The sequence below is a fragment of the Cohnella laeviribosi DSM 21336 genome (assembly GCF_000378425.1).
Lineage (GTDB): Bacteria > Bacillota > Bacilli > Paenibacillales > Paenibacillaceae > Cohnella > Cohnella laeviribosi.
Genome location: NZ_KB899889.1, coordinates 1 through 2,465 on the forward strand (window position 1 = coordinate 1; position 2,465 = coordinate 2,465).

At 39.5% G+C, this 2,465-nt stretch carries 4 protein-coding genes and 1 pseudogene; 1 reads left to right on the forward strand and 4 read right to left on the reverse strand.

Annotated features, from left to right (window positions below; translation table 11 throughout):
• From F560_RS0121895 to F560_RS26695, 3 genes are all read right to left on the reverse strand, one after another.
• The coding region (locus F560_RS0121895) for a transposase (RefSeq protein ID WP_019007850.1) at positions 1 to 184 on the reverse strand (184 nt) is incomplete at its 3' end.
• A gap of 96 nt (positions 185 to 280) precedes the next feature.
• Entirely contained in the window at positions 281 to 847 is a 567-nt protein-coding gene (locus F560_RS0121900; protein WP_019007851.1) for an Imm64 family immunity protein, read from the reverse strand.
• A 26-nt stretch (positions 848 to 873) separates the two neighbouring features.
• Positions 874 to 1,086 carry a colicin D domain-containing protein gene (locus tag F560_RS26695; RefSeq protein WP_425393295.1) on the reverse strand — a complete coding sequence of 71 codons (213 nt, stop codon included), beginning with the start codon at positions 1,084 to 1,086 and terminating at the stop codon, positions 874 to 876.
• Between the two features lie 72 nt (positions 1,087 to 1,158).
• On the opposite strand from F560_RS26695, the pseudogene F560_RS0121910 reads away from it, so the two are divergent.
• A pseudogene (locus F560_RS0121910) lies at positions 1,159 to 1,470 on the forward strand (transposase); the annotation flags it as partial.
• 483 nt (positions 1,471 to 1,953) lie between these two features.
• Here the strand turns inward: F560_RS0121910 and F560_RS25405 are convergent.
• On the reverse strand, positions 1,954 to 2,271 hold the full coding sequence (locus tag F560_RS25405; RefSeq protein WP_083932180.1) for a glycohydrolase toxin TNT-related protein: 318 nt from the start codon (positions 2,269 to 2,271) through the stop codon (positions 1,954 to 1,956).
• Positions 2,272 to 2,465 lie beyond the last annotated feature (194 nt).

Below are 2,465 nucleotides of genomic sequence, written 5' to 3' on the forward strand. Positions count from 1 at the left end.
CCGGCTTCAGCTGTCCGCTGCCTGGGAATGCCTGAGCCCCGTTGCTCTTGAATTCAGCGACCCAACGGTAAAGCGTATTCTCATGCAGCCCCATTTCCCGGACTACCTGCGCCACCGTTTTGCCTTCTTCTTGAATGAGTCTTACGGTTTGAAGTTTGAATTCCTTGTCGTACTTTTTCGTCATGTTGGACACCTCGAGTTTGTGCTTTTATTGTCGCATTCTCGGTTTTCTGTGTCCAATGTAAAGTCTAGTATCACGCATGTGGCAATCAACATTGCTTCAAATTCTCTCAGTTAAGCCGTTAATGTACCATTTGTTTTTTTTCACAGTTATATCTTTGTCATTCGAATTCGGAATAAATACTAATGAGTATTTGTCCATATCTAATGGGAAAATTATCTCTGCTTCATGGTCGCAAAATGCATACCTAAAAGATGTAATCTGATATATCTCTTTGACTATGGATATAACAAACTCACTTGCGTTTTCAAGAACCTCGACGGAATAGTCAGGAATTATCTCATTTTCCTGCAATGAAATAATAACTCCCAAGTAGTCCTCATTCTTTTCCAAATTCATATATATTTTTTTTACATTTGAGAATAAGGAACCACTATCAATAACAACTTCACCATAATAGTTTGTTATCAGCGGAACCAAACTATCTAATTCATATACTCCATTGATTTGTTCAATCCAATTTTCCCCTTCCTCGTTTGTTGCGTATTTCATAGATTTAATTTTCCCATTATCACTAATAAAATAATTTATTATTTTGTATAGTTTCTCTGAGAAAAGCTCGATTTTGTTGTCGTAAATAAATCCAATATTTACGGTACTACTCATTTTTCTTCACCCTTTCTTAAAGAAAGTTAATATATTCTTTGTCCATTCTCTTGATGATACTTTAATTGAGCATCGGAAAATTTCCAACCACCAACATAATTACCATCGATATCAACATAACTTCCAAGACCAGTCTTACTATCATAAAATACAAATACAGATTGCCCCCTATACTTAGAAAGCCAGATATCTGAGTTGAGTCCATATAATTGTGTAAAATGGTAGACTTCCAAGAACAAAGGGAGCCATATTCAAATCCCTCAGTTAGAATGATGGTGTCGATGCAACATTCAACAGGAGGAGAATTTGATATGGCTCAATACCAGATTAACTTAGATTCTCAGCTTTTGCATCAACTTTTCTTGGGAAATGCGCAAGATGCCAGTGTCGCAAAGTTGCTGGAATCGGTACTGAATCAAATCTTACAAGCGCAGGTGACCAAACAATTGGATGCGCAGCGTTATGAACGTACTGAACATCGGCGAGGTTATCGCAATGGCACCTATCCCCATCAACTACATACGCGCATCGGCACCATCACGTTGAGTGTACCGCGCATCCGTGGCGACAAGTTTACGACGGAACTGTTTGCCCGTTACCAGCGCAGCGAACAAGCCTGTATTTCGTCAAGCAAAAATCCCCAAAAAAATCGTGCATTTTTCCCTTTGTCAAGTGTGTAAGTGTATGGTTTGTTGGTTGTATTGTACGACCCTGCTTCTAAGATGTAAACCCGACAATATTTTCCCTGCTCGCGAAGCTTCGTTTTTTCGGCACTGGGTAGCCCCCACAATAAAGAAACCTTGAACGGCGTTTAGCCAATCAAGGTTAGATGAAATAAATCAAATATTAGGGGCAAACCAAGTCATAAAAGATTCATATTTTTCAAAGTTGAAAGCAGCAAGTTATAAAAATATTGACACGCATCCTCCTCAGTCTTAAAAGTCTTGAGCCCCGATTTATTCCCTCGTTCACTATAATAGACTTCCCAGTGTCCGTTCGATTTACCTATACACAATGCTTCATTTGGAAGGCCCCCATTCAATGAATACATGTCAGGTCTAATGTTTGCTGACTTTAACTTTGATTCCAATTCTTTAATGTCCATTCTAACGTTCCACCCTCCTTAAATAACCACCTTCAATAAGCTCCTTAATACTCTGATCGAATTTGTATTGAATTCCGCCACCCGGTTGATCAAACCAAGGTGCAATTTTTCCACCTAATGCATCGAGTGGTTTTACAACTTCATAAACAGTATAAGGCTTGGTCTCCGTCCCGGGAGCTAACGAACGCATCTCGTATGGAGTCCCTTCAGGCGATACGAATTTGCCTGTTTCGAGTCCATACCGGTCAATTCTTGTTCCCGGTTGTAGTGTTACTTTTTTTGGTACCCCTGCAAACCCGTCATTTTTAGGCCAAATGATGTTTCCTTTGCTATCAACCCATTTACTAGTATTACCCGTCCCCTAAGTTGTAAAGCTAAACTATTGAAAAGTAACGGTGGTTGCTAGAATACTAGCGATATGATGCTAGACTGAATAGTGGACACCGAGAATCGAGAATGCGACAATAAATTCAGCAAAATCGAGGTGTCCGAAGATGAGTCAAAAGTATGACA

What these genes read in the sequence shown, in the direction of transcription:
- F560_RS0121900 (WP_019007851.1), bottom strand. Translation starts at nt 847, where the DNA reads ATGAGTAGTACCGTAAATATTGGATTTATTTACGACAACAAAATCGAG.